Source organism: Inhella inkyongensis, from assembly GCF_005952805.1.
GTDB lineage: Bacteria > Pseudomonadota > Gammaproteobacteria > Burkholderiales > Burkholderiaceae_C > Inhella > Inhella inkyongensis.
In genome coordinates, this window is the sequence record NZ_CP040709.1 from 2,253,144 (window position 1) to 2,277,961 (window position 24,818).

The following is a 24,818-nucleotide window of genomic DNA, read 5'->3' on the forward strand; positions in this document are numbered from 1 at the left end:
ACTGCCGGGATGTCTGAATCGATTCGTGTCCTTCCCAGCACCCAAGAGCGCGCCAGCCGTCTGGCCGCTTTCACCCTCTGCCTGCTGCTGATCGCCCTGTGCCTGGCCTGGGAGCTGCTCTTGCAGCCCACCGGCCAGGGCTGGCTGGCGCTGAAGGCCCTGCCCCTGCTGCCGGCGCTGCCGGGCCTGTGGCGCTACCGGATGTACACCTACCGCTGGGTGTCGCTGCTGGTCTGGGTCTATGCCACCGAGGGCCTGGTGCGCGGCCCCAGCGGCCGCGGCCTGGAGGCGATCCTCGGCTGGGCCGAAGTGGGTCTGGCCGTGGCCCTGTTCACCGCCTGCACGCTGCAGATCCGCCAACGGCTGGCCGCTGCGAAGCGAGCCCAAGCGAGCTGAGCCCATGCGGCCCGAGCTTGGCATCCTGCGCGCCGAGTTCGGCGCCGATCAGGTGCTGGACGGCGAGGCCGCCCTGCCCTTCGAACGCGACTGGCGCGGCCGCGCAACCGGCGCCCAGGCGGGCCGCGCGATGGCCGTGCTGTGCCCGCGCAGCGTGGATGAGGTGCAGGCCATGGTGCGCGCCGCGGCCCGCCTGCATTTGGCCTTGGTGCCGCAGGGCGGCAACACCGGCCTGGTGCTGGGTGGCACGCCCGACGCCAGCGGCGCGGAGTTGGTGCTCAGCCTCAAGCGCCTGAACCGCATCCGGCGCATCGACCCCATCAATGCCACGCTGACGGCCGAGGCAGGCTGCGTGCTGCAGACCCTGCAGCAGGCCTGCGCCGCCCAGCAACTGCTGCTGCCGCTGAGCCTGGCGGCCGAAGGCCAGTGCACGCTGGGTGGCAATCTGGCCACCAATGCCGGCGGCACCCAGGTGCTGCGCTGGGGCAATGCACGCGATCTATGCCTGGGCCTGGAGGTGGTGACTGCCGACGGGCTGCTTTGGAGCGACCTGGACGGCCTGCGCAAAGACCACCGGGGGCTGAACCTGCGCGACCTCTTCATCGGCAGCGAGGGCGTGCTGGGCCTCATCACGGCCGCCGTGATGAAGCTCGCGCCCCTGCCGCGCAGCCGGCTATCAGCCTGGCTGACCCTGCCCTCGCTGGAGGCTGCGCTGCAGCTGCTGCCGCAAGCCCGCGCCGCGCTGGGCGATGGTTTGAGCGGTTTCGAAGTGATGGGCCAGGCGGCTCAGCTGCTTCTGCCCGAGTTGCCCCTGCCCGCTGCGCCCTGGGCCCTGCTGGTGGAGGTTTCCAGCCACCGCGACGAGGCGCAGACGCGGGCCGAACTGGAAGCCTGGCTGGCACCGGCGCTGGACGCGGGCCGGATGCTGGACGCCGTGGTGGCCCACACCGAGGCCCAGGCTCACGCCTTGTGGGCACTGCGCGAGTCCATTCCCGGCGCCCAGACCCGCGCCGGCGGCAATCTCAAGCACGACATCGCGTTGCCGCTGGACCGCATTGCGGCCTTTGTGGCGGACTGCGAGGCGCGCATTCAACGCGCCTTCCCGGGCGCCCGCCCCACGGTTTTCGGGCATCTGGGCGATGGCAATCTGCACTTCAATGTCGCCCCGCCCGTGGGCCAGAGCCTGGCGGAATTTCAGCCGCATGAGGCAGCACTGAACCGCCTGGTGTTCGACTGCGTGGCCGACTGGGGCGGCAGTTTCAGCGCCGAGCACGGCATCGGCCGGTTGCGCGCCGCCGAGCTGGCCGCGCGGGGTGACGCAGTGGGCTTGGACCTGATGGGCCGGATCAAGCAGGCACTCGATCCGGCCAACCGGCTCAACCCAGGGCGGGTGCTGGCTTCAGGCTCTGACGGGAACCGCGCAGACGCTTGAAGAGCGCCCACAGGCCCCACAGCAGCAGGATGGGCAGGGCCAGCACGATGGAGAGCAGTCCGCCCAGGATCACCAGCAGGATCTCACCCCCGGTGAGGGCCACGGCCAGGCTGGCGCCGCGGCGCTCCCGGCGGCTCAGGAAGCGCGCCCAGAGCTGCCCCTTGTAGATCTCCAGCCCGTCATAGAAGCTGGGCACCATCAGCAAGGTCAGCACCGTGGCGGTGATGGTGCCGCCGATGATGGCCACGGCCATGGGGCGGTAGAACTCGCCGCCCTCACCCACCCCGATGGCCACCGGCAGCATGCCGGCAATCAGGGCAAAGGTCGTCATCAGAATGGGGCGGAAGCGCTTGCGGCCCGCATGCATCAGGGCTTCCTCGCGGTCGACCCCGTTGGCCTCCTCCTGGCGCGTGGCATCCAGCAGCAGGATGGCGTTCTTCGCCACCAGGCCCATCAGCATGATCACGCCAATCAGACTCATCAGGTTCAGCGTGCCCTTGGTGAGCAACAGGGCCAGCACCACGCCGATGAGCGAAAGCGGCAGCGAGAACATCACGCCCAGCGGCGCGGTGAAGCTGTTGAACTGGATCACCAGCACCACATACATCAGCAAGATGCCCGAGAACAGCGCCGTGAGCATGGCGGTGAACACCACCTGCTGATCGCGCGCCGAGCCGGCCAACTCAATGCCGAAGCCGGGCGGGAAGTTGATGGCCTTGGCCAGCTTTTGCGCCTCGGCGGTCACCTCACCCGGCGAGCGCCCCTGCACATTGGCGCTCACCGTGATGGTGCGCTTGCCGTCGGCGTGCTGGATCTGGCTGGGGCCCTTGCCCATGGTGACGGAGGCGATCTGGTCCAGGGGCACCATGCGGTTGCTGCTGCCCACCGCGATGGGCAGACGCTCGATGTTGCTGGCGTCCACACGGTCGCTGGGGTGCAGGCGGATGGCGACGTCGCGGGCTTCGCCGGTGGGGTCCACCCAGTCGCCGGCCTCGACACCCGCAAAGGCCACACGCAGGGCCTGGGCGGCATCGCTGACCGAGATGCCCAGCTGATTGGCAAGGCCGCGATCCAGTTCGATCTGCAGCTCGTTCTGCGGGTCCTGCTCGGAGTAACCGACCTCGACCGCGCCCTTGATGCCGCGCATCTGGGTCACGAAGCCTTGGGTGATCTCCTGCAGCTTGCGCGAGTCGGTGCCGTAAAAGCGGATCTGCACCGGCTTGGCGATGTTGTTGGAGAGGTCATCCAGCACCACGTACTCCGCACCCACCAGGCGGCTGATGCGTTCGCGCAGGGCCTTGGCCAGTTCAGAGGCCGAGCGCTTGCGCTCGGTGCTCTTGCCAATGTCCACATAGATGCGGCCGCCCGAGGCGTTGGGATAGGCCGTGGTGGCCTTGGTCTCGGGCAAGGTGGCGGCCAGCGCGGCCGCAGCGTCCAGCTTGAGCTTGCTGTAGGCCAGGCTACTCGAGGCGGGGCTGCGCACGTCAACCACCAGGGTGCCGGAGTCGGACTGCGGCAAGAAGCTGGTGCCACCCCACTTGAACTGGGCGCCGCAGGACACCTGCAGGGTGGCCACGGCCATCAGCGCCATCAAAAGGCGGTGCTTGAGGGCCCAGGCAATCACATTGCCATAGCGATCGGCCTGGTGGTCAAACCACTCGTTGAAGCGCTGCAGCAAGAGGCTGATGCCCTTCTTGGGCGCGTGGTGGTAGCCGGGTGGGTCGCCCCAGTAGGCCGAGAGCATGGGGTCGAGCGTGAAGCTGATCAACAAGGACACCAGCACCGAGGCCACCACGGTGAGCGCGAAGGGTTTGAACCACTGGCCCGGCCCGCCACCCATGAAGGCCACCGGCACGAACACGGCCACGATGGCAAAGGTGGTGGCGGCCACGGCCAGGCCGATCTCCGCCGTGCCCTCGCGGGCCGCCGTCTTGCGGTCGCTGCCGCGCTCCATATGGCGCACGATGTTCTCGCGCACCACGATGGCGTCGTCAATGAGCACCCCGATGGCCAGCGACAGGCCCAAGAGGCTCATGAAATTGAGCGAGAAGCCCATGGCCCAGACGGCGATGAAGGCCGCCAGCACCGAGGTGGGCAGGGAGAGCGCGGTGATCAGCGTGGAGCGCCAGCTGTTCAGGAACACGTAGACCACGAACACCGTGAGCACCGCGCCGAACACCAAGGCATGGATCACGTTGTAGAGGCTGTTGTAGGCGTTCTCGCCGCCGTCCTCGGTGATTTCGATGGACGTGCCCTTGGGCAATTCCTTGACGATCTCGTCCACCACCTTGCGCACATCAGCCGCCACCGAGACGGTGGAGGCATCGCGCGAGCGGCTGACCGAGATGCCCACGGTGGGGCGGCCATTGCGCAGCGAATAGCTGCTCATTTCGGCAAAGCCGTCCTTGACCTCGGCCACTTGGCCCAGGCGCACCACATCGCTGCCCCGCCGCTTGACGATCATCTGCTCGAACTCGCTGGGCGACTCCAGGCGACCCAGCAGGCGGATGCTCTGGTCTTCCAGCGTGCCGCGCACCTTGCCCACGGGGGCGGTGGTGTTTTGGGCGCGCACCGCCTGCGTCACTTCGGTGACCGAGACGCCGTACTCGCGCAGCTTCTCGGCGCGCAGCAGCACCGAGAGTTCACGGCGCAGCGCGCCGTTCACATTGACCACCGCTACACCGGGCAGGCCACGGAATTTGTCGGCCAGCTTGTCCTCAGCCAGGCGGGAGATCTCCGCATGCGTCTGCGTGCTGCTGGACAGCGCCAGCTGCATGATGGGCCGCGCCCCTGGATCCACCCGGGTGATGATGGGCTCGCGGATCTCTAGCGGCAGCTTGAAGCGCACCCCTGCGATGGCATTACGCACCTCGTCGGCGGCCTCGATCATGTTTTTCGAGAAGCCGAAGAACAGCACGATGGTGGCGCTGCCTTCACGCGCGGTGGACTCGGTGCGGTCGATGCCCGGGATGCTCTGCATCGACTTTTCCAGCCGATTCAGCACCTCGCGCTCGACCGTATCCGGCGAGGCGCCCGGATAAGGCACGTTGACCACCAGCACCGGCGGCTCGACATCGGGCGTCTGGTTCACACGCAGCTTGGACAAGGCCAAGCCGCCCATGATCATGAGCACCAGGATCAGCACCACCGTGGCGACGGGCTTCTTGATGCTGAAGTTGGAAAGAAACATGGCGCGACTCCTGAACGGTTCAGCGTGCGCTGGCCACGGCCGATGCGGCGCCGGCGCCCGCGCCCACGCGCGTCACCTTTTGGCCTTCGGCCTGGGTGCTCGACGGTGCACGCAGCACCCAATCACCCGCCTTCAACCCGCCCAGCACCACCACCTGCCCGCGGCGGTCGTCGCGCGCGCCCAGTTGCACGGCCACCTTGCGCAGGGTGTCGCCCTCGATGCGCCAAACGCTGGTCGCATCGCCCTGGCGCGTGACCGCGCCCTCAGGCAGCACCAGCGCGGCCTGGCTGGCGGAGTCCACCCGCCCTTCCGCGTACAGCCCCGCCACCTGCGGCGCCTTGGCGGCATCCGCAAACTGCGCCGCCACTTCGACCTGGCGGGTGGTGGCGTTGGCCGCTGCGTCGATGCGCGAGAGCTTGGCCGCGAATTCGCTGTCGCCAAAACCGTTCACCCGCAGGCTGACCGCTTGGCCCAGCTTCAGTTCACCCAGACGGTCGGCGCTGACCTGGCCTTCGAAACGCATCGAGCGCGGGTCAATGACCTTGACGATCTCGCGCCCGATCTGCACGGTGTCGCCCACCGAGACCTTGCGCTCGCTGACCACGCCATCAAAGGGTGCGCGGACCTCAGTGCGCGTCATCTGCTGGCGCGCGCTGACCACGCGGGCGCGCGCCGCCGCCACTTCGGACTGGGCGGCATTGCGGCGCAGCTCGGCATCTTCCAGAGCCTGCATCGAGGTCATCCCCTGCTGGTTCAGGGTCTTCTGACGCTGCAACACGCGCTCGGTTTGCTCGAGGCTTTGTGAGGCCGCACGCAGCGCTTCTTCGGCGCTGGTGAGGTTGTCGCGAATCGCCGTGCTGTCCAGGCGCACGATCACCTCGCCCTGGCGCACGGTTTCGCCGTTGTCCTTGGCCACCTGCAGCACCATGGCGGCCACCTCGGCGCGCAGATCGGCCCGGCGTGCAGCCTGCACCGAGCCCGTGAGCACGGGGCCACCCACCAGACCGCTGGTGCCCACCTGGGTCAGGTCCTCAGGGGCGATCAGCAGCGCAGGCTTGGCCGCCGACTTGCTGGCGTCGGCACCGGCCTCTTGCGGGCGCTGGCAGCCCACCAGCAGCGCAGGAAGGGTCAGGGCCAAGGCCAAGGCGATGGCCGACGGAGACGGAACGTTGACAGTGCGTGACAGCATGGAGGGTGGCGGTTGGAGTTGACGGCGCTCAAAGACCAGCAAAGCGGCGCAGCTTACAGGCCCGCGCGCCGGCCTGCCTGAGGTCACGGACCAAATGGCAGATTGAGCGGCTCAATGGGGATTGGCTGCGATGAATGGCGGCCGGATGGTGCCCGGCATCACCTCGGGCCTCAGTGGCGCGGTTCGTCCGACCCCAGCTCGACCGGCAAGGGCAGGCTCCAGACCTCCACCCCTTCATCGCGCAGGGCTTCCAACTGCTCGGCATCGGCCTGGCCACGAATGGCCCGAGCGGGGGCATCACCGTGGTGAATGCGCCGGGCTTCATCGGCAAACTGCCGGCCCACATCCTCGGTGGCGGCCAACACCGAGGCCACCATTTCCCGCAACAGCTGCGGCAACGCCGGCGCACCTGGGGCTGAGGGAGCCGCCGGAGAAGCCGCGCCGGCAGAGCGAACGGGCGTGGTGGACGTCGTGGGCGCCTCGGGTTGCGGCGCGCCAAGATTCAAGCGCGGCGCACTCAGTCGGCGCTCGATGTGATGACTGCCACATTGCGGACAACTGACCAAGCCGCGCTCGCGCTGTTGATCGAAGTCAGCCCGGGAGGCAAACCAGCCTTCAAAGCCATGCCCATGCGGACAGGCCAACTCAGCGACCCACATGGTTCAGGCCAGGCTTTGCCACCGCAGCGGCCAGGCACCAGCCTGCCAACGCTGCAGCCACTGCAGGCCGATCAGGGTCTTGGCGTCCGTGACTTCACCGCGCGCGCAGGCCGCGTCCAATTGGTCCACGCTCATCTCGCAGAGCTCAATGAACTCGCCCTCGTCGAGTTGCTGCTCGCCTCGGCTCAGGGCCCGAGCAAAGAAGATCTCGATGCCTTCGGTCGAATAGGCAATGGCGTTGTGGAGCACGCCCGCGTGGGCCCACTCCTGGGCGCTGTAGCCGGTTTCTTCCAGCAATTCGCGCTGGGCGCAATGCAGCGGGGCCTCACCGGGGTCCAGCTTGCCGGCCGGGAACTCGAGCACATGGCGGCGCAGCGGGTAGCGAAACTGGCGTTCCATCAACAGCCGGCCATCCGCCAACAGCGGCACGATCATCACGGCGCCCGGATGCACGATGTACTCACGACCGGCCGTCTGGCCATCGGGCAGGCGCACACGGTCGCAGCGCACTTGGAGGAAGTTGCCTTGGTAGACGAGCTGGCTATCCAGCTCGAGCTCCGTCAGATCCCGCGGTTCACTCACTGGAACGCCGCAGATATCGCCAGGCGAAGCCAGGGAAGGCAAAGGTCAGCAGCAGACACAGCAGCACCGCATAGAAGGCCCAGCCCTGGGCGTGGCGCTGGCCCTGGTGCGCCTCAAGGCCCCAGGCCAGCAGCAGCCAAAGGGCGCCCAACACCAGCAACTCCGCCAGCCGCAGGCCAAAACCGCGCTGCGGGCGCAAGGGGCCCACCAAGGCCACCCGCGCACTCACAAAGGGCAAATTGGCGGCCACCAGCAAGAGCAGCAGCAGAACCGCCGTCACCATCTGCCAGCCCTCTGTTTAGGCGAGCGAATGAACGATCGCCTGCTTGCAGACGTTCATCAGACCCGCCGGCAGGATGCCCAGACCCAGGACCAGCACGCCGTTCAAAGTCAGCACGGCGCGCACGTCCCACGGGGCCTGCAGGGCCTGGCGCTCGGCCGGCTCGTCAAACCACATCAGCTTGATGACGCGCAGGTAGTAGTAGGCACCGATCAGCGACAACACCACAGCGAACACGGCCAACTGCAGATAGAGCGGCTCTTGCGTGGCCACCATGGCCTGCAGCACGGCCAACTTGGCGTAGAAGCCCACCGTCGGCGGAATGCCGGCCAGCGACAGCATCAGCAGGGTCATGACCAGCGCGTACCAGGGGCTGCGCTTGGCCAGGCCGGCGAAGTCTTGCAACTGCTCGGCCTCATGACCCTGGCGGGCCAGCAGCATCACCATGCCGAAGCTGCCCAACGTGGTCATCACATAGGTGACGGCATAGAACAGCGCCGAGCTGTAGGCACTGGCGGCCGGCAGGCTGTCGCCCTTGACCACACCACTGGCCAGAGCCAGCAGCATGAAGCCCATTTGCGCGATGGTCGAGTAGGCCAGCATGCGCTTGATATTGGTCTGCGCGATGGCCACGACGTTGCCGACGATCAGCGAGAACACCGACAGCACCAGCAGCATCTGCTGCCAGTCCACGGCCAGCGCAAACAGGCCTTCAATCAGCAGGCGAACGGTGATGGCGAAAGCGGCCAGCTTGGGCGCCGTACCGATCAGCAGCGTGACGGCCGTGGGCGCGCCCTGGTAGACGTCGGGCACCCACATATGGAACGGAGCAGCCCCCAGCTTGAAGGCCAGGCCGGCCACGATGAAGACCAGACCGAAGACCAGCACGCCCTGGTTCAGGCCGCCGGCCGACACCACCGCAAACACCTGCGGGATCGAGAGCGAACCCGTGGCGCCGTACATCATCGACAGGCCATAGAGCAGGAAGCCCGAAGCCAGCGCGCCCAGCACGAAGTACTTCATGGCCGCCTCGGTGCTGACGGCGTGGTCACGTCGCAGCGCCACCAAGGCGTAGAGCGACAGACTCATCAGCTCCAGACCCAGGTAGATGACCAGGAAATGGCGCGCCGACACCATGATGCACACGCCCAGCAGCATGAAGAGGCTGAGCGTGAACAGCTCGCCCTGCAGCATCTCGCGCGCCTTGGCATAGGGGCGCGAAATCAGCAACACGCCCGCCGTCACCAAGGCAGAGAGCCCTGCCAGCAGATGGCTCAGCGGGTCCGTACCCACCAGCCCCTGCATGGCCACCACCTGGTAGCCCTTGTGGTACTTCCACAGATGCAGTGCGGCCACGGCCAGCAGGGTGATCTGGGTGAGCCAGTAGGTGGGGCGGCGATCCGCATCCTTGACCCACAGGTCCACCATCGCCACCAACAAGGCCATGCCCAGCAGCAGCAGCTCAGGCGTCATGGCCGACCAGTTCATAGATGTCATCTTCTTATCCTTGCGTGCGCAGCCGGCTCAAGGCAGCTTGGAAATCGCCACATGGCGCAGCAACTGATCCACCGAGGCGTTCATCACATCGGTGAAGGGCTTGGGATAGATGCCCATGGCCAGCACGGCGACGGCCAGGATGCCCAGCATCACGAACTCGCGGGCATTCAGATCCAGCAGCTGTTTGACGTTGTCATTGCCCACGGCACCGAAGAAGACCCGCTTGACCATCCACAGCGAATAGGCAGCGCCAAAGATCAGGGCCGTGGCAGCCAGTGCGCCGATCCAGAAATTCATCTGCACTGCGCCCAGGATGACCATCCACTCGCCAATGAAGCCTGCAGTGCCCGGCAGGCCGCAATTGGCCATCGCGAACAACACAGCAAAGGCCGCGAACTTGGGCATGGTGTTGACCACGCCACCATAGGCCGCGATCTCTCGCGAATGCACGCGGTCATACAGCACGCCGATGCACAGGAACATGGCACCCGACACAAAGCCGTGCGCAATCATCTGCACCAAACCGCCCGAGACACCCAGCGGATTGAAGATGAAGAAGCCCAGGGTCACAAAGCCCATATGCGCCACCGACGAGTAGGCCACGAGCTTCTTCATGTCCTTCTGCACCATGGCCACCAGGCCCACATAGATCACCGCTATCAGCGACAGCGTGATCACGAACGGCGCATAGGCATGGGCCGCGTCCGGCGTGATGGGCATGGAGAAACGCAGGAAGCCATAGGCGCCCAGCTTCAGCATGATGGCCGCCAGCACCACTGAACCGCCCGTGGGCGCCTCCACGTGGGCGTCCGGCAACCAGGTGTGCACCGGCCACATCGGGACCTTGACCGAGAAGGCCGCGAAGAAGGCGAAGAACAGCAGGGTCTGCGCGTCCATCGGCAGCGGCATCTTGTGCCAGGCCAGGATGTCAAAGCTGCCCACCCCGGTCTGCACGGCGCTCTGGTAGTACAGATAGAGCAGCGCGATCAGCATCAGGAGCGAGCCGGCCAGCGTGTAGAGGAAGAACTTGAACGCGGCGTACACGCGGCGCGGGCCACCCCAGACGCCGATGATCAGGTACATCGGGATCAGCGTGGCCTCGAAGAACACGTAGAACAGCAGACCATCGACCGCCGCGAACACGCCGATCATCAGACCGGAGAGGATCAGGAAAGCGCCCATGTACTGGTTCACGCGGTCCTCAATCACCTCCCAGCCCGCCACCACCACGATGATGGTGATGAAGGCGGTCAGCAGCACGAACCAGACCGAGATGCCATCCACGCCCAGCGCGTAGTGCACATTGAAGCGCGAGATCCAGGGCAGGCTCTCGCTGAACTGCAGCGCAGCGCTTGCCGTGTCAAAGCCCGTGATGAGCGGTAGCGTGACCGCAAAGCTGGCGACAGCCGCCGCCAAGGCCAGCCAGCGCACCAGGCCCGCCTGATTGGCGCGACCCAGGGTCAGCAGCAGCGCACCGCAGGCGATGGGCAGCCAGATCGAAAGACTCAACCAATGCATTTCTTGTTCTCCGGCTTCTTTCTCACTGACCCATCAACTTGGACATGACCGCCTGCAGCTGCGGCGCAATCGTGGGCCACAGCTTCCAGCTCATCAGGCCCAGCACGCCCAGGATCATCGCGAAGGCATAGGCGGTCAGATGCCCGCTCTGGGCCACACGCATGACCTTGGACAGCAGGCCCACCAACTTGGCCGAGCCATTGACCAGCAGGCCATCGATCAAACCAGCGTCACCACCCTTCCACAAACCCACACCCAGACCGCGGGCACCCCGGGCCAGGACTTGCTCGTTGAACCAGTCCATGTAGTACTTGTTCTCCATCACCGTGATGAGGGGACGGAAAACGCGTGCACAGGCAGCCGGAATGCTGGGTTGCAGGATGTAGAACCAATAAGCCAGGGCCACACCGCCCACCGCCAGCCAGAAGGGCAAGGTGCTGAAGGCATGCAAGCCCATGGCCATCGCTCCGTGGAAGTGGCTGGCCAACACATTCATCGCGCCATGGGCCTCACGGTTCACCGTGATGGCATCGGCAAAGAAGCTGCCATGCACCATCGGCGCGATGGTGAAGTAGCCAACGAAGACCGAGGGGATGGCCAACAAGACCAGCGGCAACCACACCACCCAGGGGGTCTCATGCGGCTTCTCACCCGGCGCCAGACCATGGTGGTGATCGTCATGACCATGATCGTCATGCCCATGGTGGGCCTGGCCAAAGCGCTCCTTGCCGTGGAAGACCAGGAAGTACATGCGGAAGGAATAGAAGGCCGTGACGAACACACCCAGGGTCACCGCGAAGGTGGCGAAACCCGCACCGGGCAGCGTGCTGCCATGAACGGCTTCGATGATCGAGTCCTTGGAGTAGAAGCCCGACAGGAAGGGGGTGCCAATCAGCGCCAGCGAGCCCAGCAGGCTGGTGATCCAGGTGATGGGCATGTACTTCTTCAAGCCACCCATATTGCGGATGTCCTGATCGTGGTGCATGCCGATGATGACCGAGCCGGCCGCCAGGAACAGCAGGGCCTTGAAGAAGGCGTGGGTCATCAGGTGGAAGACGGCCACCGAGTAGGCCGACACACCCAGGGCCACGGTCATATAACCCAGCTGCGACAAGGTGGAGTAAGCCACCACGCGCTTGATGTCGTTCTGGATGATGCCCAGGAAGCCCATGAAGAGCGCCGTGATCGAGCCCACCACCAGCACCACATTGAGCGCGGTGTCGGACAACTCAAACAGCGGCGACATGCGTGCCACCATGAAGATGCCGGCCGTCACCATCGTGGCGGCGTGGATCAGGGCCGAGATTGGGGTCGGGCCTTCCATGGAATCGGGCAGCCAGACATGCAGCGGGAACTGTGCCGACTTGCCCATCGCACCGATGAACAGGCAGATGCAGGCCACGGTGATCAGCTGCCAGCCCTCGCCCCACAACGGCATGGGGAAGGCAATCGCGGCCAACTCATCCTTCTTCGCGAAGATCTCGGCGTAGTTCAGCGAGCCCGCGTAGGCGACCAGCAGTCCAATGCCGAGGATGAAGCCGAAGTCACCCACCCGGTTCACCAGGAAGGCCTTCATGTTGGCAAAGATCGCCGTCGGCTTGGTGTACCAGAAGCCGATCAACAGGTAGGACACCAGGCCCACGGCCTCCCAGCCGAAGAAGAGCTGCAGCAGGTTGTTGCTCATCACCAGCATCAGCATGCTGAAGGTGAAGAGCGAGATGTAGCTGAAGAAGCGCTGGTAGCCCGGGTCCTCGTGCATGTAGCCGATGGTGTAGATGTGCACCATCAGCGACACCGAGGTCACCACCACCATCATCATGGCGGTCAGACCATCGACCAGGAAGCCGATCTCCATCTTCAGACCGCCGACGACCATCCATTCATAGATGGTGCCGCTGAAGCGTGCGCCAGCCAGCACTTCCTTGAGCGTCAGGGCCGAGATGACCGCCGCAATGGCCACACCCAGGATGGTGACCATGTGGGCGCCACGGCGGCCGATGACCTTGCCGAACAGACCGGCCAGGATGCAGCCCACCAGGGGCGCCAAGGGCACCCAGAGCAGCAGATTGGGATTCAACATCGGGGCGTTCATCCTTAACCCTTCAAGCTGTCGAGCTCATCCACACGGATGGAACTGCGGTTGCGGAACAGCACCACCAGGATGGCCAGGCCAATGGCCGATTCGGCCGCCGCGACGGTGAGGATGAAAAACACAAAAACCTGACCCGCCATATCGCCCAGGAAGTGCGAGAAGGCGATGAAATTCAGGTTGACCGCGAGCAGCATCAACTCGATCGCCATCAGCAGCACGATCAGGTTCTTGCGGTTCATGAAGATGCCAATGACGGACAGCGCGAACAACAGTCCGCCCAGCGTCAGAAAGTGGCCGAGGGTCAGTGCACCCATCACGCGGCTCCTTGTTGGTCTTGTTCGGCTTTCGCCGCCGGCAGCACCGGTGCCATCTTGACGATGCGCATGCGCTCCTTCGGATTGGCACGCACCTGCTGGGACGGATCCTGCGAACGCGAGTCCTTGCGCTGGCGCAGCGTCAGGGCAATCGCGGCAATGATGGCCACCAGCAGCAGCACGGCGGCAATCTGCAGCGGATAGAGGTAGTCGCGGTAGATCGCGATGCCCAGCATCTTGCTGTTACCCAGCTTGACCGCTTCGGCGCTCAGTTCGGCCGGTTGGCTGAGTTGGAAGCCGCCCATCAGGACCGCGGCCATCTCCAGGGCCACCACCACGCCGACCAGGGCCGCCAGCGGCAGATGCTTCCAGAAGCCCTCACGCGCCTTGTCGCTGTGGATATCCAGCATCATCACGACGAAGAGGAAGAGCACCATCACCGCGCCCACATAGACCAGCACCAGGGTGATGGCAAGGAACTCGGCCTTCAGCAGCATCCAGATGCAGGACGCGTTGAAGAAAGCCAGCACCAGGAACAGCGCGGCATGGACCGTGGACTTCGCGGTGATGACGCGAAAGCTCGCGGCCAGCAGCACGAAGGAAAACAGATAGAACAGTACGGAGGTCGTGTTCATAGGGATCTCGCCTGAGCACCTCAGCGGTACTTGGCGTCGGCCTCCTTGGTCTTGGCAATCAGGGGCTCGTAGCGGTCGCCCACGGCCAGCAGCATTTCCTTGGTGAAGTACAGATCACCGCGCTTCTCACCGTGGTATTCGAAGATCGGCGTCTCGACGATGGAGTCCACCGGGCAGCTTTCCTCGCAGAAGCCGCAGAAGATGCACTTGGTCAGGTCGATGTCGTAGCGCGTGGTGCGGCGCGAACCATCGGCACGCACATCCGACTCGATGGTGATGGCCATCGCCGGGCACACGGCTTCGCACAGCTTGCAGGCGATGCAACGCTCTTCGCCGCTTTCATAACGGCGCAGCGCATGCAGGCCCCGAAAGCGCGGTGACAGCGGCGTCTTCTCTTCCGGGAACTGGATGGTGATGTTGGGCGCCAGGAAATGCCGTCCGGTCAGGGCCATGCCCTTGAACAGCTCGAGGAGCATGAAGCTCTTGAAAAAATCGATGAGTGCTCGCACAGCTCAGGCCCTCATTTCCAAATATTGAAGGGCGACTGGATCCACAGGCCCACCACCACCAGCCAAATCAGGGTGACGGGGATGAAGATCTTCCAGCCCAGACGCATGATCTGGTCGTAGCGGTAGCGCGGGAAGGAAGCCCGCACCCACAGGAACAGGGTGACGACGACGAAGGTCTTGGCAAACAGCCAGAACCAGTTCCACAGCGCCATGGTGCTCTGGATGAATTCGGGCGTCTGCAGGCCGAAGAGGCTCCAGCTCACCGGCGCAGCCCAGCCGCCCAGGAACATGGTGACAGCCAGCACCGAGACCAGGATCATGTTGGCGTACTCGGCCAGGAAGAACATGGCAAAGCTCATGCCCGAGTACTCGATCATGTGACCGGCCACGATCTCCGATTCGCCTTCCACCACGTCAAAGGGGTGGCGGTTGGTTTCAGCCAGACCCGAGATGAAATAGACGACAAAGATCGGCAGCAGGGGCAACCAGTTCCAGCTCAGGAAGTTGATCCCCATGTCGGCAAACTGGCCCTTGGCCTGACCCATGACGATCTCGGTCATGTTCAGGCTGCCCGACACCATCAGCACCACCACCAGCGCGAAGCCCATGGCGATCTCGTAGCTCACCATTTGCGCGGAAGCGCGCATGGCGCCCAGGAAGGCGTACTTCGAGTTCGAGGACCAGCCGGCGATGATCACACCGTAGACCTCCATCGACATGATGGCCATCAGGAACAGCAGGCCGGCGTTGACGTTGGCCACCGCCGCCTCAGGGCCAAACGGAACCACCGCCCAGGCCGCCAGGGCCGGCATGATGGTCATGATGGGGCCCAGGAAGAACAGCCCGCGGTTGGCCGCGCGCGGCAGGATGATCTCCTTGAAGATCAGCTTGACGGCATCGGCGATGGGGGTGAGCAGGCCATAAGGGCCCACTCGGTTGGGGCCAGGGCGCAGCTGCGACAGGGCAATGCCCTTGCGCTCCCACAGCGTCAGATAGGCCACGAACAGCATCAGCGGCGCGACGACGGCCACGATCTTCAGCAGCGACCAGACCACCGGCCAGAAGGCGCCCAGATGGGTGGCGCCGAGTTGAAAGAGTTGCTCGATCATTTCGTCCCCTTACGCCCGCTCCACCGCAATCGCGGTGAATCCGCCGCCCAGGCCCGCCGTCTCGCTCAAGCCGCTCGCCACACGCACCACGCCGGCAGCCAAGCCGGCGTTCAGCTTGGCAGGCAGCAGGGCGTGGCCGGCCCCTTGGCTGACGCGCACCAGGTCGCCATCGCTCAAGCCCAAGAGGGCGAAGTGTTCGGCGTCCAGCTGCACATGGGCCGCTTCGCGCGCGGCGCGGGTGGCTTGCAGGCTGGGCGCCTGGCGCACCAGCATGTCGCTGGCATAGGCCGGCAGCTCAGCCAGACGGAGCGACGGCACCAAGGCGGAGTAAGCTTCCTCAGCGCTTGGCGCGGCTGCCGCCAGCGGGCTGGCCGTCAGGCTCAGACCAGCACGGACCTGCTCGCTGCTCTCGAACTCAAAGCCACTCAGACCCAGGCTGTTGGCCAGCACGCGCAGCACCTTCCAGCCCGGACGGGCCTCGCCCTGCGGCGGCACCACGCCCACAAAGCTCTGCACCCGGCCCTCGGCATTCACGAAGCTGCCCGAGGTTTCGGTGAACGGGGCCAGGGGCAAAAGCACATCGGCCAGGTCCAAAAGCGCATCGCTGCGGTGGGTGGCCAGGGCCACGACCATATCGGCCTGGTCCAGAGCCTGCTTGGCGGCCTGGGGGTTGGCCACATCCAGCAGGGGGTCCACACCGACCATCAACACGCCCTGAGCCGGCGCCTCGTTCAGCAAAGCACGCGCGCTGCGGCCGCCTGCACCCGGGCGGGCACCTGCCAGCTGGACTCCGACCGTGTTGGCGGCCTGACCCAGGAAGCCCACGCTGGCCCCGCTGGTCTGGGCGATCCAGTTGGCGAGAGCGTACAAGGCGCTGGCTTGGGGATGTTCGGCGGCGGCATTGCCCAAGAGCACGGCCTTTTGTCCATCGCCTTGATTCAGCAATTCCGCAATGGCTTGCGCCTCGGCCGAGACCGCCGCCACCTCGACGGGGGCCGCAATACCCTTGGCCTGGGCCAAGGCGGCTGCCACTTCGCCCAGCACCGCCAGCCACTGTGCCGGGTGACGCAGCGCCTGGGCGGCAATGGGCATGGCCCAGTCGTCGGCCACTGCGTGGACGCGCGCGATCGCGGCACCATGGCGAGCGGTCTGGCGCAGGCGCTGCGCGAACAAGGGATGATCCTGGCGCAGCTGGGCACCCAGCACCAGCGCAACATCCAGTTGCGACAGAGATGCGATGGAGCGGCCCAGCAGGGGGGCTTCAGCGCCCTGCCCGCTCAATGCGTCATCTTGTTGGCGCAGGCGGCTGTCGATGTGCTCGCTGCCCAAGGCGCGCAGGATTTGGGCGGCCAGGGCAGCCTCTTCCACCGTGGCGTGCGGCGAAACCAGCGCGGCAAGCTGGCCGCCGTGGTTCTTCACACCATTGAGCCCCTTGGCGGCGAAGTCCAGCGCCGTCGCCCATTCGACGATCTGCCAAGCGCCATCGCGCTTGATCATCGGGCGCGTCAGGCGGTTGTCGGCATTCAGGCCTTCGTAGCTGAAGCGGTCGCGGTCGGCGATCCAGCATTCATTGACGGCATCGTTCTCCAGCGGCACCACGCGCATCACGCGGTTGTTCTTGACCTGAACGACCAGGTTCGTGCCCGTGGAGTCATGCGGGCTGACCGACTTGCGGCGCGACAGCTCCCAAGTGCGGGCGCTGTAGCGGAAAGGCTTGCTGGTCAACGCGCCAACCGGGCAGAGGTCGATCATGTTGCCGCTGAGCTCGGAGTCCACCGTGCGGCCCACGAAGGTGGTGATCTCGCTGTGCTCGCCGCGGTGAGGCATGCCCAGTTCCATCACACCGGCGATTTCCTGACCGAAGCGCACGCAGCGGGTGCAGTGGATGCAACGGCTCATCTCCTCCATGGAGATCAGCGGGCCCACGTTCTTGTGGAACACCACGCGCTTTTCTTCGGTGTAGCGGCTCTTCACGCCGCCGTAACCGACCGCCAGATCCTGCAACTGGCACTCGCCGCCCTGGTCACAGATCGGGCAGTCCAGCGGGTGGTTGATCAGCAAGAACTCCATCACGCCTTTCTGGGCGTTGAGGGCCTTCTCGCTCTTGGTGCGCACGATCATGCCGGGCGTCACGGGCGTGGCGCAGGCCGGCATGGGCTTGGGCGCCTTCTCGACGTCCACCAGGCACATGCGGCAGTTGGCCGCGATCGAGAGCTTCTTGTGATAGCAGAAGTGCGGCACATAGGTACCGACCTTCTCGGCCGCATGCATCACCATGCTGCCTTCGGGCACGGCCACCTTCTGGCCGTCGAGTTCGATTTCGACCATTTCTTATGCAGCCTTCTTGGTTTGTGCCGCTTCTATCATGGCGACAAACTCATGCTTGAAATGCTTGAGCATGGCGCGCACCGGCATGGCAGCGGCGTCGCCCAGCGCACAGATGGTGCGGCCTTGGATGTTGTCAGCCACGCTATTGAGCAGGGCGATGTCTTCCATGCGACCCTGACCATGGGCGATGCGATCGATCACGCGGTGCATCCAACCCGTGCCTTCGCGACAGGGCGTGCACTGACCGCAGCTTTCGTGGGCGTAGAAATAGGACAGGCGCAGCAGGCTCTCAACCATGCACCGGCTGTCGTCCATCACGATGACCGCGCCCGAGCCCAGCATGGAGCCGGCCTTGGCGATGGAGTCATAGTCCATCGTGCACTGCATCATCACGTCAGCTGGCAGCACCGGCGCCGATGAACCACCCGGGATGACGGCCTTCAGCTGGCGGCCCTTGCGCACCCCGCCGGCCAACTCCAGCAAGGTGCTGAAGGGGGTCCCCAGCGGAACTTCGTAGTTCCCGGGGCGCTCGACGTCGCCGCTGACCGAGAAGATCTTGGTGCCGCCGTTGTTGGGCTTGCCGATCTCCAGGTAGGCCGGTCCGCCGTTGCGGATGATCCAGGGCACCGCCGCGAAGGTCTCGGTGTTGTTGATGGTGGTGGGCTTGCCGTAAAGACCGAAGCTGGCCGGGAACGGCGGCTTGAAGCGCGGCTGGCCCTTCTTGCCTTCCAGCGACTCCAGCAGTGCGGTTTCTTCGCCGCAGATGTAGGCGCCAAACCCGTGGTGGGCATGAAGCTGGAAGCTGAAGCCCGAACCCAGAATCTTGTCGCCCAGCAGGCCAGCGGCACGGGCCTCTTCCAGCGCGGCTTCGAAGCGCTCATAGACCTCGAAGATCTCGCCGTGGATGTAGTTGTAGCCCACCGAGATGCCCATCGCATAGGCGGCGATGGCCATGCCTTCGATCACCGCGTGCGGGTTGAACATCAGGATGTCGCGGTCCTTGCAGGTGCCCGGCTCGCCCTCGTCCGAATTGCAGACCAGGTACTTCGCGCCCGGGAACTGGCGCGGCATGAAGCTCCACTTCAGGCCGGTCGGAAAGCCAGCACCACCGCGGCCGCGCAAGCTGGAGGCCTTGACCTCGGCAATCACCTGCTCGGGCGTCATGCCCTGGCCTTCACCCTGGGCCAGGATCTTGCGCAAGGCCGCATAGCCGCCGCGCGCTTCGTAGTCCTTCAGACCCCAGTTCTTGCCATTGAGCTCGGCATAGATCTGCGGCTGGATGTGGCGCCCGTGAAAGCAGGTGTGCTCACCGGTGCTTTGGAATTTGGAGAGGTCCAGCATCGTCAGGCCTTCTTCAGCACATCGAGCAGCTCGTCGAGCCGCTCATGGCTCATGTAGCTGCACATCTGGCGGTCATTGACCAGCATCACCGGCGCATCGGCGCAGGCGCCCAGGCATTCACATTGCTGCACGGTGAATTGGCCGTCCGCCGTGGTTCCACCCATCTCGACGCCGAGGCGGTCCAGCACATGCTGCAGGGCCTGTTGGCCACCGCGCAGCTGACAGGGCAAATTGGTGCAGACGTTCAGCTTGAACTTGCCCACCGGCTGCTGGTTGTACATGTTGTAGAAGGTCGTGACCTCGTGCACCGCGATCGGCGCCATGCCCAGGTATTGGGCCAGCACGTCCTCGGACTCACGCGAGACGAACCCCTCTTCCTGCTGAATGATGGACAGACAGGCCATGACGGCCGACTGCTTTTGCTCGGCAGGGTATTTGGCGACTTCGCGATCCCAGCGGGCGCGCGTCGCGTCGGAAAGTTGGTAGCTGCTCATCGATCGATCTCGCCGAACACGATGTCCATGGTGCCGATGATGGCCACGGCGTCCGCAATCATGTGGCCGCGGCTCATCTCATCCAGACCCGCCAAATGGGCAAAGCCCGGCGCGCGGATCTTCAGTCGGTAGGGCTTGTTGGCGCCGTCGCTCACCATGTAGATGCCGAATTCGCCCTTGGGGTGTTCGACGGCGGCATAGGCCTCGCCGGCCGGCACGCGGAAGCCTTCCGTGAAGAGCTTGAAGTGGTGGATCAGCTCTTCCATGTTGGACTTCATGGCCTCGCGACCCGGGGGCGCCACCTTGTGGTTGTCGGTGATCACCGGACCGGCGCCTTTTGCCGAATCGGCTTTGAGCCAAGCCACGCACTGTTGAATGATGCGGTTGGACTGGCGCATCTCTTCCATGCGCACCAGATAACGGTCATAGGTGTCGCCGTTGACGCCGACCGGAATATCGAAATCCATCGCGCCGTAGCAGTCGTAGGGCTGCTGCTTGCGCAGATCCCAGGCGATGCCCGAACCGCGCAGCATGGCGCCGGTGAAACCCAGGTTCAGCGCGCGCTCCGGCGTGACCACGCCAATGCCCACCGTGCGCTGCTTCCAGATCCGGTTGTCGGTCAGCAGGGTCTCATAGTCGTCCACGCAGGCCGGGAAGCGCTTGGTGAAGTCCTCGATGAAATCCAGCAGCGTGCCGCTGCGGTTTTCATTCAGCTTGGCCATGGTCTTGGCGTTGCGGACCTTGCTCGCCTGGTACTGCGGCATCACATCCGGCAGGTCGCGGTAGACACCGCCCGGACGGAAGTAGGCGGCGTGCATGCGCGCACCCGACACCGCCTCGTACATGTCGAAGATGTCCTCACGCTCGCGGAAGGCGTAGATGAAGATGTTCATCGCGCCGCAGTCCAGACCATGGCAGCCCAGCCACAGCAGGTGGTTGAGCAGACGGGTCAGCTCGCTGAACATCACACGGATGTACTGGGCGCGCAGCGGCACGTCCAGGTTCAGCATCTTCTCGATGGCCAGGCAGTAGGCGTGCTCGTTGCACATCATCGAGACGTAGTCCAGCCGGTCCATATAGGGCAGCGACTGAATGTAGGTCTTGCTCTCGGCCAGTTTCTCGGTGGCGCGGTGCAGCAGGCCGATGTGGGGATCGGCGCGCTGAATCACTTCGCCATCCAGTTCCAGCACCAGGCGCAGCACGCCGTGCGCGGCCGGATGCTGGGGGCCGAAGTTGAGCGTGTAGTTCTTGATTTCACTCATGGTTCACAGCCCGCCATAACTGTCTTCGCGGATGACGCGCGGCGTGATCTCGCGCGGCTCGATCGATACCGGCTGGTAGATCACGCGCTTTTGCTCGGCGTCGTAGCGCATTTCCACATGGCCCGATACCGGGAAGTCCTTGCGCATCGGGTGGCCAATGAAACCGTAGTCGGTCAGGATGCGGCGCAGGTCCTCATGGCCGTCAAACAAGATGCCATACAGGTCGAAGGCTTCGCGCTCGAACCAGTTGGCCGAGGTCCACAGCGGCGTGACCGAGGCCACCACGGGCAGGTCGTCATCGGGTGCGAACACCTTGAGTCGAACGCGCTGATTGAGCGTCACCGACAGCAGGTGAGAGGCTACGCAGAAACGCGGCCCTTCCCAGGCGCTGTTGCCGTAGCTGGAGTAGTCCAAACCGGCCAGGTCGATGAGCTGCTCGAAACGCAGCTCCGAGTGATCGCGCAGGGTCTTGGCAACCGCGAAGTAATCGGCAGCCGCCACTTCCACGGTGATCTCGCCCAAGGCGCGGGTCAGTTTGCGAATGCGCTCACCGAGCGCGCTCTTGAGGCTGGCTTCCAGCCGGTCCAAACAAGGGGTCACGGTCATGTCGGCCTTCAGCGAGCGATGGTGTTTTCGCGGCGGATCTTGGCCTGCAGTTGCAGGATGCCGTAGAGCAGCGCCTCGGCCGTCGGCGGACAGCCTGGCACATAGACGTCGACGGGAACGATGCGGTCACAGCCGCGCACCACCGAATAGCTGTAGTGGTAGTAGCCACCGCCGTTGGCACACGATCCCATCGAGATAACCCACCGCGGTTCGGCCATCTGGTCGTAGACCTTGCGCAGGGCGGGCGCCATCTTGTTGCACAGCGTGCCAGCCACGATCATCAAATCGCTTTGGCGCGGACTGGGACGGAACAACATGCCGAAGCGGTCGATGTCATAGCGAGCCGCACCCGCATGCATCATCTCCACTGCACAGCAGGCCAGACCAAAAGTCATCGGCCACAGCGAACCGGTTTTGGACCAGTTGATCAGCTTGTCCACCGACGTGGTGACAAAGCCTTCCTTCAATACACCTTCAATGCCCATAGCGTGCACCAACCTTTTTAGTGCGAGCAGGCCAGGGACGGCCCGCTCTCGAGTCGGTCGGCCACCCCTGCGCCGGACCGCTCACCTCGCCCGGAGGCGGGCTCATTCCCAATCAAGGGCACCCTTCTTCCATTCGTAGGCGAAGCCCACGACCAGAATGCCGAGGAAAACCATCATGGCCCAGAAACCTGTGGGGCCGATTTCCTTGAGCGCCAATGCCCAAGGGAACAGGAACGCGATTTCCAAGTCGAACAGAATGAAGAGGATGGCCACGAGGTAATAGCGCACATCAAACTTCATGCGCGCGTCTTCAAAGGCCTCGAAGCCGCATTCGTAAGGGGAGTTCTTGGCCGCATCGGGCCTGTGCGGGCCCATCAGGGCACCAAGCACTTGGGGGATGACGCCGACAGCGGCGCCGACCAGGATGAAGAGGATGACAGGGAGGTACTGTTCCAAACTCATGGTCTTTGGCCGGGTGACAAAACCGCGGCATCTTATGCGCTAGAAACGACAACGGGCGCTGGAGGTGCCGCGCCCGTTTTGCGGTTTATCAATCTGTTGAAAGGCTTCAACGATTGAACTGAGTATCTGGTGCGCTCGGCGAGACTCGAACTCGCACAGCTTTCGCCACTACCCCCTCAAGATAGCGTGTCTACCAATTTCACCACGAGCGCATCATTTATCTGCTCACCACGCTTGAGGATTGCTGTGTGGTGAACAGCCTCGCATTCTATACAGAAAAACGAGGAGTTTTTACGGCTGCGATGCTGCAGTTTGCGCGGGCAATGCGCCCGGCACAGCGGCTGCACCGCTGACGGCGGCCGAGGCTGGCACCTGCACCGCAGAGGCCGCTGCAGCCGGAGCATCCAACACCGAGCTGCCCGAGCCGCCTTGAGTGCGGGCCGAGCTGAAGCCCGCCAAAGCCAGCGTGCACACAAAGAACAGCGTGGCGCAAATGGCCGTCGACTTGGACAGCACATTGGCACTGCCGGTGGCACCGAAGAGCGTGCCCGAAGCACCGGCACCAAAGGAAGCCCCCATATCGGCGCCTTTGCCATGCTGCACCAGCACCAAACCAATCATCGCCAGGGCGCTCACAAGCTGGACCACCAGCACCAGGTTCATCAGGAATTGCATTTCAGATCTCCGTTACTTCTGTGAATTCAAGCGCGGCAGATGGCATCGAAGTCCGCCGCCTTCAAGGCCGCGCCGCCAATCAAGCCGCCATCAATATCCGCTTGGGCAAACAGCTCGGCCGCGTTGTCGGGCTTGACGCTGCCGCCATAGAGCAATCGCATGGAGGCGGCCGCCGGCGTGGCAGCGGCCAGTTGGGCACGCAGCAAAGCATGCACGGCCTGAGCCTGCGCCGGCGTGGCGGTCAGTCCCGTGCCAATGGCCCAGACAGGCTCATAAGCCACCACCACGTCTTGAATGCGTTCACCCAACAATGCAATCACGGCCGCCAATTGGCGCGTCACCACGGCATCTGTTTGCGCAGCCTCGCGCTCGGCGAGGGTCTCGCCCACACAAACGATGGGAGTCAAACCCTGAGCCAGCGCGGCCTGCGCCTTGCGGGCGACAGTCTCATCGCTCTCAGCATGGTAGGCACGGCGCTCGCTATGACCGACGATGACATAGCGGCAGCCCCAATCCGCCAGCATGGCCGCCGACACCTCCCCGGTGTAGGCACCAGCTGCGTGAACAGAGCAATCCTGCCCGCCCCAAGCCAGAACAGTCCCCTGCAGCTGCTGCGCCGCATCGGCCAGCAAGGGGTGCGGCACACAGACCGCCACATCCGCGGCCCAAGGCGACAGGGCCTTGAGCTCGGACAAGAGGCCCGCAGCGAAGGCGCGCGTGCCGTTCATCTTCCAATTGCCGACCACCAGGGTCTTGCGCATTTCGTCTCTCCTCAATTCCAACGCAGCACCAGCTTGCCGATGTGCGCTCCTTCTTCCAGGGTCTGATGGGCTTGCACCACCTGCTCGGCAGCAAAGACCTGGTGCAGCACAGGCCGGATGCGGCGCGTATTCAGCAAGGGCCAAACCCGTTCGCGCAGCTTTTCGGCAATGGCAGCCTTGTAGGCCAATGAGCGCGCGCGCAGGGTCGAGCCCGCAACAGTCAGGCGACGGCGCAGCAACAAGCCCGCATCCAACTCAGCCTTGCTGCCACCCTGGACCGCAATCAACTGCACCCGGCCATCCTCCGCCAAGCAGCGCAGATCGCGTCCCAAATACTCGCCGCCCACCATGTCCAGCACGACATCGACACCCCGCTGGCCAGTGGCATCGAGAGCCGCACGGACAAAGTCCTGCTCGCGATAGTTGATGGCCAACTCAGCCCCCAAGGCGCGACACGCACTGGCCTTGGCCTCATTGCCCACCGTCACCAGGACTCGGGCGCCGAAGGCCTTCGCCAGCTGAATCGCGGTGGTGCCAATCCCACTGGAGCCTCCATGGACCAGCAGCACATCGCCTGCGCGCAAGCCGGCCTGATCAAAGACATTCGACCAAACCGTGAACAAGGTTTCAGGCAGCGAAGCGCCCTCCTCCATCGTCCATCCCTGCGGCAGCGGCAGGCACTGCGACACGGGCGCCACACACTGTTCTGCGTAGCCACCACCCGCCACCAAGGCCACCACGGCATCACCCACTGCCAAGCCGGCAGCGTGCAATGCCTGCGGATCACCCCCGACGATGTGCCCGGCCACTTCCAAACCTGGCAAGGCACTGACCCCAGCTGGCGCCGGGTACAAGCCCCGGCGCTGCAAGAGATCAGGTCGATTCAGGCCCGAGGCCCGAACAACGATGAGGCATTCCCCCGCAGCCGGAACGGGATCCGGGCACTCGATCATCTCGAGTACCTCGGGCCCTCCGGCTTGGGCGATGGCAATGCCGCGCATG

General features: G+C 64.6%; 24 protein-coding genes and 1 tRNA gene. 2 read left to right on the plus strand and 23 right to left on the minus strand.

Annotated features, from left to right (window positions below; translation table 11 throughout):
* Positions 1 to 9: 9 nt before the first annotated feature.
* Both FF090_RS10685 and FF090_RS10690 read left to right on the plus strand, forming a co-directional pair.
* Positions 10 to 396 (plus strand): DUF2069 domain-containing protein, encoded by a 387-nt coding sequence (locus tag FF090_RS10685; RefSeq protein ID WP_138856712.1) that lies wholly within the window; start codon positions 10 to 12, stop codon positions 394 to 396.
* 4 nt (positions 397 to 400) lie between these two features.
* Positions 401 to 1,828, plus strand: a complete 1,428-nt coding sequence (locus tag FF090_RS10690; RefSeq protein WP_138856713.1) for an FAD-binding oxidoreductase — start codon at positions 401 to 403, stop codon at positions 1,826 to 1,828.
* On the opposite strand, the gene FF090_RS10695 is transcribed toward FF090_RS10690, so the two are convergent.
* From FF090_RS10695 to FF090_RS10805, 23 genes are all read right to left on the minus strand, one after another.
* A complete protein-coding gene (locus tag FF090_RS10695; RefSeq protein WP_138856714.1) occupies positions 1,773 to 5,018 on the minus strand; it encodes an efflux RND transporter permease subunit in 3,246 nt (1,081 codons plus the stop codon). The two genes, FF090_RS10690 and FF090_RS10695, sit on opposite strands and share 56 nt — an antisense overlap.
* Before the next feature lie 19 nt (positions 5,019 to 5,037).
* A complete protein-coding gene (locus FF090_RS10700; protein WP_138856715.1) occupies positions 5,038 to 6,207 on the minus strand; it encodes an efflux RND transporter periplasmic adaptor subunit in 1,170 nt (389 codons plus the stop codon).
* Between the two features lie 170 nt (positions 6,208 to 6,377).
* On the minus strand, positions 6,378 to 6,866 hold the full coding sequence (locus FF090_RS10705) for a DUF1178 family protein (RefSeq protein ID WP_138856716.1): 489 nt from the start codon (positions 6,864 to 6,866) through the stop codon (positions 6,378 to 6,380).
* A 3-nt stretch (positions 6,867 to 6,869) separates the two neighbouring features.
* On the minus strand, positions 6,870 to 7,448 hold the full coding sequence (locus tag FF090_RS10710) for an NUDIX domain-containing protein (protein WP_138856717.1): 579 nt from the start codon (positions 7,446 to 7,448) through the stop codon (positions 6,870 to 6,872).
* Positions 7,441 to 7,731, minus strand: a complete 291-nt coding sequence (locus FF090_RS10715; protein ID WP_138856718.1) for a DUF2818 family protein — start codon at positions 7,729 to 7,731, stop codon at positions 7,441 to 7,443. Before FF090_RS10715 ends, FF090_RS10710 begins: the two co-directional genes overlap by 8 nt.
* Before the next feature lie 15 nt (positions 7,732 to 7,746).
* Positions 7,747 to 9,225: an NADH-quinone oxidoreductase subunit NuoN gene (gene nuoN / locus FF090_RS10720; RefSeq protein WP_138856719.1), complete on the minus strand. Its 1,479-nt coding sequence runs from the start codon at positions 9,223 to 9,225 to the stop codon at positions 7,747 to 7,749.
* A gap of 27 nt (positions 9,226 to 9,252) precedes the next feature.
* Positions 9,253 to 10,743 carry an NADH-quinone oxidoreductase subunit M gene (locus FF090_RS10725; RefSeq protein WP_138856720.1) on the minus strand — a complete coding sequence of 497 codons (1,491 nt, stop codon included), beginning with the start codon at positions 10,741 to 10,743 and terminating at the stop codon, positions 9,253 to 9,255.
* 22 nt (positions 10,744 to 10,765) lie between these two features.
* The gene (gene nuoL / locus FF090_RS10730) at positions 10,766 to 12,835 is read right to left on the minus strand and encodes an NADH-quinone oxidoreductase subunit L (protein ID WP_138856721.1); all 2,070 of its coding nucleotides are present in this window, start codon (positions 12,833 to 12,835) and stop codon (positions 10,766 to 10,768) included.
* A 2-nt stretch (positions 12,836 to 12,837) separates the two neighbouring features.
* Positions 12,838 to 13,149 carry an NADH-quinone oxidoreductase subunit NuoK gene (gene nuoK, locus FF090_RS10735; protein ID WP_138856722.1) on the minus strand — a complete coding sequence of 104 codons (312 nt, stop codon included), beginning with the start codon at positions 13,147 to 13,149 and terminating at the stop codon, positions 12,838 to 12,840.
* The gene (locus FF090_RS10740; protein WP_138856723.1) at positions 13,149 to 13,784 is read right to left on the minus strand and encodes an NADH-quinone oxidoreductase subunit J; all 636 of its coding nucleotides are present in this window, start codon (positions 13,782 to 13,784) and stop codon (positions 13,149 to 13,151) included. Before FF090_RS10740 ends, nuoK begins: the two co-directional genes overlap by 1 nt.
* 20 nt (positions 13,785 to 13,804) lie before the next feature.
* On the minus strand, positions 13,805 to 14,293 hold the full coding sequence (gene nuoI / locus FF090_RS10745; protein ID WP_138856724.1) for an NADH-quinone oxidoreductase subunit NuoI: 489 nt from the start codon (positions 14,291 to 14,293) through the stop codon (positions 13,805 to 13,807).
* A gap of 11 nt (positions 14,294 to 14,304) precedes the next feature.
* On the minus strand, positions 14,305 to 15,402 hold the full coding sequence (gene nuoH, locus FF090_RS10750; RefSeq protein ID WP_138856725.1) for an NADH-quinone oxidoreductase subunit NuoH: 1,098 nt from the start codon (positions 15,400 to 15,402) through the stop codon (positions 14,305 to 14,307).
* A 9-nt stretch (positions 15,403 to 15,411) separates the two neighbouring features.
* Positions 15,412 to 17,730, minus strand: coding sequence for an NADH-quinone oxidoreductase subunit NuoG (gene nuoG, locus FF090_RS10755; RefSeq protein ID WP_138856726.1), 2,319 nt, complete (start codon positions 17,728 to 17,730; stop codon positions 15,412 to 15,414).
* Positions 17,731 to 17,733: 3 nt separating this feature from the next.
* Positions 17,734 to 19,071, minus strand: a complete 1,338-nt coding sequence (gene nuoF / locus FF090_RS10760; RefSeq protein WP_138856727.1) for an NADH-quinone oxidoreductase subunit NuoF — start codon at positions 19,069 to 19,071, stop codon at positions 17,734 to 17,736.
* Positions 19,072 to 19,073: 2 nt separating this feature from the next.
* The gene (gene nuoE / locus FF090_RS10765; protein WP_138856728.1) at positions 19,074 to 19,565 is read right to left on the minus strand and encodes an NADH-quinone oxidoreductase subunit NuoE; all 492 of its coding nucleotides are present in this window, start codon (positions 19,563 to 19,565) and stop codon (positions 19,074 to 19,076) included.
* Positions 19,562 to 20,827, minus strand: coding sequence for an NADH-quinone oxidoreductase subunit D (locus FF090_RS10770; RefSeq protein ID WP_138856729.1), 1,266 nt, complete (start codon positions 20,825 to 20,827; stop codon positions 19,562 to 19,564). Before FF090_RS10770 ends, nuoE begins: the two co-directional genes overlap by 4 nt.
* A 3-nt stretch (positions 20,828 to 20,830) precedes the next feature.
* Positions 20,831 to 21,433 carry an NADH-quinone oxidoreductase subunit C gene (locus FF090_RS10775; RefSeq protein ID WP_138856730.1) on the minus strand — a complete coding sequence of 201 codons (603 nt, stop codon included), beginning with the start codon at positions 21,431 to 21,433 and terminating at the stop codon, positions 20,831 to 20,833.
* A gap of 8 nt (positions 21,434 to 21,441) precedes the next feature.
* Positions 21,442 to 21,918: a NuoB/complex I 20 kDa subunit family protein gene (locus FF090_RS10780; protein WP_138856731.1), complete on the minus strand. Its 477-nt coding sequence runs from the start codon at positions 21,916 to 21,918 to the stop codon at positions 21,442 to 21,444.
* A gap of 102 nt (positions 21,919 to 22,020) precedes the next feature.
* Positions 22,021 to 22,380, minus strand: coding sequence for an NADH-quinone oxidoreductase subunit A (locus FF090_RS10785; RefSeq protein ID WP_138856732.1), 360 nt, complete (start codon positions 22,378 to 22,380; stop codon positions 22,021 to 22,023).
* 127 nt (positions 22,381 to 22,507) lie between these two features.
* A tRNA-Leu gene (locus FF090_RS10790) sits at positions 22,508 to 22,592 on the minus strand.
* A gap of 79 nt (positions 22,593 to 22,671) precedes the next feature.
* On the minus strand, positions 22,672 to 23,055 hold the full coding sequence (gene secG / locus FF090_RS10795) for a preprotein translocase subunit SecG (protein WP_138856733.1): 384 nt from the start codon (positions 23,053 to 23,055) through the stop codon (positions 22,672 to 22,674).
* Between the two features lie 26 nt (positions 23,056 to 23,081).
* A complete protein-coding gene (gene tpiA / locus FF090_RS10800) occupies positions 23,082 to 23,816 on the minus strand; it encodes a triose-phosphate isomerase (RefSeq protein WP_138856734.1) in 735 nt (244 codons plus the stop codon).
* 11 nt (positions 23,817 to 23,827) lie between these two features.
* Positions 23,828 to 24,817 (minus strand): NAD(P)H-quinone oxidoreductase, encoded by a 990-nt coding sequence (locus FF090_RS10805; RefSeq protein WP_138856735.1) that lies wholly within the window; start codon positions 24,815 to 24,817, stop codon positions 23,828 to 23,830.
* Position 24,818 lies beyond the last annotated feature (1 nt).